The following is a 7568-nucleotide window of genomic DNA, read 5'->3' on the forward strand; positions in this document are numbered from 1 at the left end:
GTATGTGATTACCCGTGGAGGAAATGGGGAGATTGACCATGACTGGTGATGTATATCCAGTACCGGCTGAGATTGCCGAAAACGCCCTGCTCAACAACGAGCAGTACTTGGAAATGTACAAGAAGTCCGTTGAAGATCCCGACGGGTTCTGGGGAGAGCACGGAAAACGGATTGACTGGATTAAGCCTTATTCCAAGGTCAAAAACACGTCCTACGACTACCACAATGTTTCCATCAAATGGTTTGAAGACGGCACGCTGAACGTAGCAGCCAACTGCATTGACCGTCATCTGGCAGAGCGCGGCGATCAGCCAGCAATCATCTGGGAGGGTGATGAGCCGGATCAAAGCAAGACAATCACTTACAAGCAACTGTCTGAAGAAGTGAACCGTTTTGCAAACGTCATGCTTGCCAATGGCGTGCAAAAAGGCGATCGTGTCACTGTCTACATGCCAATGATCCCTGAAGCAGCCTACGCAATGCTCGCGTGTGCCCGTATTGGCGCAGTTCACTCTGTTGTGTTCGGCGGTTTCTCACCTGACAGCTTGGCCGGACGTATCGAAGACTGCAAATCACGCTTTGTCATCACAGCTGACGAAGGTGTCCGCGGTGGCAGAACAGTACCTTTGAAAGAAAACACTGACCGCGCAATCGAAAAATGCGGCAATGTCGACAAGGTCTTCGTTGTGAATCGCACCGGTGGCAACGTCAATATGATGGAAGGCCGCGATCTCTGGTATCACGAAGAAACCGAAAAAGCTTCTGCAGATTGCTCTCCAGCAGAGATGAACGCGGAAGATCCGCTCTTCATTCTCTACACCTCTGGCTCAACAGGCCAGCCAAAAGGTGTGATGCACACGTCTGGTGGTTACCTCGTTTATGCCTCCATGACGCATGAATACGTTTTTGACTACCACCCAGGCGAAGTCTATTGGTGTACGGCTGATGTTGGTTGGGTCACAGGCCACAGCTATATCCTCTACGGCCCACTCGCTAACGGTGCAACAACGCTGATGTTTGAGGGGGTTCCAACCTACCCGACAGCAGGTCGTTTCTGGGAAGTTTGTGACAAACACAACGTCAACATCTTCTACACCGCCCCAACCGCAATTCGCGCATTGATGGGCGCAGGTGATGAATATGTAACCAACACATCCCGCAAATCATTGCGCGTTCTAGGATCCGTAGGCGAACCAATTAATCCAGAAGCATGGTTATGGTACAACAACATTGTCGGCGAACAGCGCTGCCCAATCGTTGATACCTGGTGGCAAACCGAAACCGGCGGTATCTTGATCACACCACTACCAGGTGCAACAGATCTCAAGCCAGGCTCCGCAACACGCCCATTCTTCGGCATTCAACCAGCCATTGTTGACGCAGAAGGCAACTTCCAGGAAGGCGCAACTGAGGGCAACCTCGTCATAACGGACAGCTGGCCAGGCCAAATGCGAACCATCTATGGAGACCATGAGCGCTTCGTCCAAACATACTTCGCGACCTACAAAGGTTTCTACTTTACTGGCGATGGCTGTCGTCGTGACGAAGATGGCTACTACTGGATCACAGGCCGGGTTGATGACGTGATCAACGTATCTGGGCACCGTATGGGGACCGCTGAAGTTGAAAGCGCCCTCGTCGCCCATCCAGAGGTCTCAGAAGCTGCAGTAGTTGGTTATCCGCATGACGTGAAGGGACAAGGCATCTACGCCTATGTAACCCTCATGGAGGGCTTGGAGCCTTCTGAAGAACTGAAGAAGAAACTGGTCAAGCATGTCCGCGCTGAAATCGGCCCAATTGCCTCCCCAGATCTCATCCAGTTCGCCCCGGGCCTGCCAAAGACCCGCAGTGGTAAAATCATGCGCCGCATCCTCCGCAAAATCGCAGAGGACAGCTTCGACAACCTCGGCGACACTTCAACCCTAGCCGACCCAACCGTCGTAGGCGACCTAATCGACAACCGCCAAAACAAAGCTGAAACTGTATAAGTAAAGCTAATTGAGAGCAGCCCAGAACACAAAACCCCGCCGATATGGCGGGTTTTTTTATGATACCAAATTTTTATAAAATTACTGAGATAAGTAAATTTCCTTGATGTCATTAGCGATACTAGAAAACGCTTTGATCAGCTCACTTTGGCTTGTTGCATGATAAAAGGTGTCATCGCTACTTGCGCATTGCTGCATAATTTTTTTACCTTTATAAGAACTACCAAAGAAAACTGTATAAATAACAATTTCTTGCTCCTTCATACTTTCGCATAAATTCGAAGCAGTTTTAAAAGGTACACCGTTCAGGCTTGAGTCACCTGTATATTCCCACTTTACTTTTCTAGCGATTTCTTCATGATCTTTTCGTGTAAGCTTACCGCCCTCAGAGGGGTTATCTTGCGCACCTTTATCAATATTACTTTTTAATTTCTGTTTCCTCAGCTTCTCAGCTTCTTTGAAGTCGCCTTCATAATAAGCATTAAAAGAACCGTCAGTCATTAAGACTGCATATTTTCTTACGCCATTTTTTCCATATTCATCAGGCTTACTATCAGTAGGCCAAAAATCTCTCCACTCTGGAGACAAAGTATACCAGCCCCAAGCAATTCCAATCTGGCCAGCGGTTGCACTGCTTGCCTTTAAAGCACTAATTGAGCTTTCAATCTTACTTCTTTCAGAGGTTAGCGGCACCATCTCAGCACTTGGGCACCGACTATATTGCGTACCAACATAATCAACACGCTCCCCTTCACCCTCATAATCATGTGCCTTACCGCTGATATTTTCTTCTCCAACACGAGCATGTACACAGCCGTATTGATTTCGTTTGAAGGTTGCTTTTTCAGCAAGTTGCCAATTAAGCTTCACGCCAACATTATAAGGAACATACGAAATTCGCACCCTACTTTGAAGTTTTTGATCATTTTCAGGCAGCAACGTATTAAGCATATCTCTTGAAGCTTTTTTTAGACTACTAATGGATCCGGACATAGATCCTGTTACATCCACAACAACTGTAACCTCAACTTTTGTTTTGGGATATCTAGCTGTTGAGCTACTTTGTACTGTTAGTTCAGCGAACTCATCACCATCCGTATTCAATAAGTTTAATACCGGCAAAAAACTATTTTTTACAGTTGCAGTCGCCGTTGCAGAGATTGTATCACCATTAGGATCATAGGAAACAACTGGGTTCGTATATACTGCATCACTACCCAAAGAATTTTTGATGTTTTCTTTGAAGTATAATTCAACAAGTGTGTTTACCTGTTCCGTTTCCATCTGGGTGGTAGATAAACGGTTTGCGGCTGCAAGCACCGCCGCATCCAATGCTTGGTTCACTGCACGCCGAGTGTTGAAGCCCATGCCGAAATCAATTGCCATTCCAGCGAACACAATCATCAAAACCATAAGCACAGCGACAAGGACCGCAACCATCCCATCTTCAGAACGATTGAATTTTTTGAATAGTGTAGAGAATTGTCTGAAATAACCCATCGAGATGCCCACCATCGACGCCCACGTAATTATGCTCAGCATAATCTAAGGGTGGTATCTCGGGTATTAATCACTCAACTTTACCGAAAGTTTTCGGGCTAATGGCTAACAAAATATTAACCGCATTTCACGGCTCAAGCTCGCTGTCCCAGTAGAGGAAATCTAACCAGCTCTCGTGCAGGTAGTTGGGTGGGAACAGGCGGCCATTGTTATGCAGGTCATGCACACGTGGAATAAACGGCATTTGCTTGGGTCGCATGTTCATTTCTTGCCAGGATTTGTTTGCCTTATGTAGATTACAGGGAGAGCAAGCCGTGATGACGTTGTCCCAAGTGGTCAGGCCTCCTTTACTGCGCGGAATGAGGTGATCAAAAGTCAGATCGTTCAGAGATCCGCAATACTGGCATTGAAACCTGTCTCTCAAAAACACATTAAACCGTGTAAAGGCAGGGTTTCGCTCTGTCTCCACAAAGGACTTCAGCGCAACAACGCTGGGGAGTTGAAACTCAAGACTTGGGCTTCTCACAACCTGATCGTATTCAGAGACGATACTAACCCGATCCAAAAACACAGCCTTCACCGCTTCCTGCCACCCCCATAAAGACAAGGGGTAGTAAGACAGAGGCCGATAATCTGCATTTAACACAAGCGCCGGGAATGCGCCTTCTGAAACGACTGCGTTCACAACATGCTCCCGAGTCTCGCTCAGAACACAAGCGTCTGAGCGGAAATCATCTTGAGATGTTTTGATATTGTAGTCAGCAAATGACAGCTATGTGAAGTCTGACAATCATCCTTACCCTAAGGAAATCGAAATACAGACCAAGCACATCAGCACAAACCCGCGATAGATCAGACAATTAGATCCACACGACACACTTTGTCGCAATGTCGGTCCCAAAATAAAAAAAGCGGGAATAGTCACCTACTCCCGCTCATTTGCAAAATTTTATCTGCGATTACTTCCAGTGACGCACATCAACAAAGTGTCCGGCAATCGCAGCTGCAGCCGCCATTCCTGGAGAAACAAGGTGTGTACGACCCTTAAAGCCCTGACGACCCTCAAAGTTACGGTTGGAAGTTGAAGCACAACGCTCACCTGGCTTCAATTTGTCAGCATTCATCGCCAGACACATGGAGCATCCAGGCTCACGCCATTCAAAACCAGCATCTTTGAAGACTTCATCCAGACCTTCCGCCTCAGCCTGTGCTTTTACCAGACCAGAACCCGGAACGATCATCGCGCTAACGGTATCCGCAACCTTTTTGCCTTTAACAACGGCAGCAGCTTCGCGCAGATCTTCGATACGTCCGTTGGTGCATGAACCAACAAACACGCGGTCAACCTTGATGTCAGTGATCTTCTGACCCGCTTCAACGCCCATGTACTCAAGCGCACGTTCTTTGGAAGCACGGCGATTGTCGTCTTCGATCTCAGCTGGGTTAGGAACAACACCGGTAACGGAAACAACATCTTCAGGAGAAGAACCCCAGGTCACGATTGGAGGCAGGTTCGCTGCATCCAGAACGATTTCTGTATCAAACTCTGCATTGTCATCAGTAAACAGAGTTTCCCAGTAGGCTTGTGCCTGTTCCCATGCGGCGCCCTTAGGTGATTTAGGACGACCCTTCAGGTACTCAAAGGTTTTCTCATCCGGAGCAATCAGACCAGCACGTGCACCAGCTTCAATAGACATGTTACAGACGGTCATACGACCTTCCATAGACAGGTTACGGATCGCTTCACCAGCGTATTCAATGACGTAACCAGTGCCGCCAGCAGTACCTAGCTCTCCGATGATCGCCAGTACGATATCTTTCGCTGTCACACCTTCCGGCAGCTGACCATTCACAGTCACGCACAGGTTTTTCGCTTTCTTCTGAATCAGCGTCTGGGTTGCCAGAACGTGCTCAACTTCAGAAGTACCAATACCGTGTGCAAGAGAACCAAACGCACCATGAGTTGATGTATGGCTGTCACCGCAAACAATCGTCATGCCCGGCAGTGTAAAGCCCTGCTCAGGACCCACGATGTGCACCACGCCCTGACGCTGATCGAGCTCTGAATAGTATTCAACGCCAAACTCAGCAGCATTTTTCGCAAGCGTATCAACCTGCAACGCGCTTTCAGGATCATCAATACCTTTAGAGCGATCAGTGGTCGGCACATTATGGTCAACAACAGCTAGTGTACGCTTTGGGTGACGAACCTGACGGCCAGCCATACGCAGGCCTTCAAATGCCTGCGGGCTCGTCACTTCGTGTACCAAGTGGCGGTCAATGTAAAGCAGGCAAGTGCCGTCTTCTTGCGTGTTGACCACGTGGTGGTCCCAGATCTTATCGTAAAGAGTTTTGGCCTGCGACATTGCGCTTGTCTCCTGGAAACGAATGATCCTTGTTTCAAATCCGGCTCTGATCGCACCTACCAAGCGCTCAAGATCCGAGAAAACAGGACCACTCACTTATTACCTGCAGCTCTCTGCGGCCGCATAAATCTTGAAAATACGGAAGCAACAATAAACGAAGCTCCCGCTATACTGGCTCTATTAATCGGCCCAGATCACCAAAATATCAAGCTTCTTTGCCTTGAGATTCTCTCAAGACGGAAAGGTAATGAAAGCAAGTTAGACGCAATCAAACAATCCCTTTGATGCGATCAATACCCTGTAGCCTAAGCATATATTTCTATGAGCAAAAGTTCTGGCGGACACAGAAAACGGATTGGAAGTCCCGAGCATCCAAGCCCGCTGCCAACGATGAGAGTGCTTCCATTTTCCTCAAAAGCGCCCTTCGCATACTTCCGGTCAAGCTGCGATGGTATTGTCAATGCACCAATAAACGGCAAGCGAACCTGCCCACCATGAGTATGCCCGCTCACTGTCAAATCTACGGATTTATTGGCCTCAAGAAAGATGTCCGGCTCATGGGCAAGCAAAATCCGCGGGGCGCTGTCATCTTCAACCTGACTTAAGGCCACCTCAAGATCATCCCGGCGTCCCGTCCCGTGCAACTGGCAGGCCTCGCCATACTGATCATCCAATCCCAAAAGCCAGACATGAGAGTTGCCTCGTGTAGATACCCGCTGAGCTCTATTCTCGAGAACAGTCACTCCAGAAGCTTCCAATGCCTCTCTGGCGTCCTCACCACCTTCAAGCCAATCATGGTTACCCAGCACACCAAAAACACCCAGAGGCGCCTTCAAATGCTGCATAGGCTGCGCCCAAGCTGCAGCAGAGGCTAACGGCTTTGCAAAAGGCGGATGCATGGCTGTGTGGTAGTCGCCTAAAAGCGCAATAAGGTCAGGCTCCAGACTGTTCACGCGCTCTACGATGCGCGTAATCCGTTCAGGGCGCATCCATGGCCAGCACGCATGCAGGTCGGTCATAACAACAATCTGCAAAGGTTTTTGGCCAAGAGCTTCTGGAGAAACAACAACTTTATGCCGGGTAATTTTCGGAGGCAGCCAAGGTTCTACAAACACGGCATAAATACCGAGTAACACGATGAAAATGATGATGAATGCGATCACCATTTGCCTTCAAGCCCTCTACTCATTGCATCTTTCAGAACCAACCTAACCCACTTGGATTAATTGTATTCTGACAGCTCCCCGGAATATCCCCCTGAAAACTTGCGCAAAGGGTGCGCATCAGAACTTGTCACATTTACACTTCAAACACCAACACCACCACATGGCATCCCATGCAGTGTTGAACCAGAGTTCCCAGAAGTCGGGATGAGCAAGGCGGCAGGCAATACCTGCGCTATTTATTAGTAATGAGTCTTCGGCATCAGCTACACGCCTTGCCCGGGCTTTCTTTGAATGAACAACGTCGCCTCTTTTGCCTATAAGGCACGATAGCCGGTTTCCCGGAAAGAAAGTGGCTTATCCAGACACGTTTCCATGCCCAAACAGTTCCTCCGTCTTTGACAAACACATCTGCAAAAGCAGGTTTACTGCCGGTACATCTGCATCTATCACCGCGTGATACCCTATAGTCCTGGGCCCTTCCCCTCAAACCATGCGGTCACGTTTGAAGTTCGGTTCACCGGACCTCTGAAAGGTGCGTTACGTCTTCC

At 48.6% G+C, this 7568-nt stretch carries 5 protein-coding genes; 1 reads left to right on the top strand and 4 read right to left on the bottom strand.

The window, feature by feature from the left end; translation table 11 throughout:
• Positions 1 to 38 precede the first annotated feature (38 nt).
• Positions 39 to 1988: an acetate--CoA ligase gene (gene acs / locus PsAD37_RS01320; protein ID WP_063294606.1), complete on the top strand. Its 1950-nt coding sequence runs from the start codon at positions 39 to 41 to the stop codon at positions 1986 to 1988.
• An 81-nt stretch (positions 1989 to 2069) separates the two neighbouring features.
• On the opposite strand, the gene PsAD37_RS01325 is transcribed toward acs, so the two are convergent.
• The 4 genes from PsAD37_RS01325 to PsAD37_RS01340 all read right to left on the bottom strand — a co-directional run bounded on the left by PsAD37_RS01325 (position 2070) and on the right by PsAD37_RS01340 (position 7020).
• On the bottom strand, positions 2070 to 3488 hold the full coding sequence (locus PsAD37_RS01325) for a pilus assembly protein TadG-related protein (protein WP_193778195.1): 1419 nt from the start codon (positions 3486 to 3488) through the stop codon (positions 2070 to 2072).
• 127 nt (positions 3489 to 3615) lie between these two features.
• Positions 3616 to 4173 carry an HNH endonuclease gene (locus tag PsAD37_RS01330; RefSeq protein WP_063294608.1) on the bottom strand — a complete coding sequence of 186 codons (558 nt, stop codon included), beginning with the start codon at positions 4171 to 4173 and terminating at the stop codon, positions 3616 to 3618.
• A gap of 274 nt (positions 4174 to 4447) precedes the next feature.
• Positions 4448 to 5854, bottom strand: a complete 1407-nt coding sequence (gene leuC / locus PsAD37_RS01335) for a 3-isopropylmalate dehydratase large subunit (RefSeq protein WP_063294617.1) — start codon at positions 5852 to 5854, stop codon at positions 4448 to 4450.
• A 305-nt stretch (positions 5855 to 6159) separates the two neighbouring features.
• Positions 6160 to 7020, bottom strand: coding sequence for a metallophosphoesterase (locus PsAD37_RS01340; RefSeq protein ID WP_063294609.1), 861 nt, complete (start codon positions 7018 to 7020; stop codon positions 6160 to 6162).
• Between the last annotated feature and the right edge of the window lie 548 nt (positions 7021 to 7568).

Origin of the sequence: Pseudovibrio sp. Ad37, from assembly GCF_001623075.1 — a bacterium.
Classification (GTDB): Bacteria; Pseudomonadota; Alphaproteobacteria; order Rhizobiales; family Stappiaceae; genus Pseudovibrio.

What these genes read in the sequence shown, in the direction of transcription:
- acs (WP_063294606.1), top strand. Translation starts at nt 39, where the DNA reads ATGACTGGTGATGTATATCCAGTACCGGCTGAGATTGCCGAAAACGCC.
- PsAD37_RS01325 (WP_193778195.1), bottom strand. Translation starts at nt 3,488, where the DNA reads ATGGGTTATTTCAGACAATTCTCTACACTATTCAAAAAATTCAATCGT.
- leuC (WP_063294617.1), bottom strand. Translation starts at nt 5,854, where the DNA reads ATGTCGCAGGCCAAAACTCTTTACGATAAGATCTGGGACCACCACGTG.
- PsAD37_RS01340 (WP_063294609.1), bottom strand. Translation starts at nt 7,020, where the DNA reads ATGGTGATCGCATTCATCATCATTTTCATCGTGTTACTCGGTATTTAT.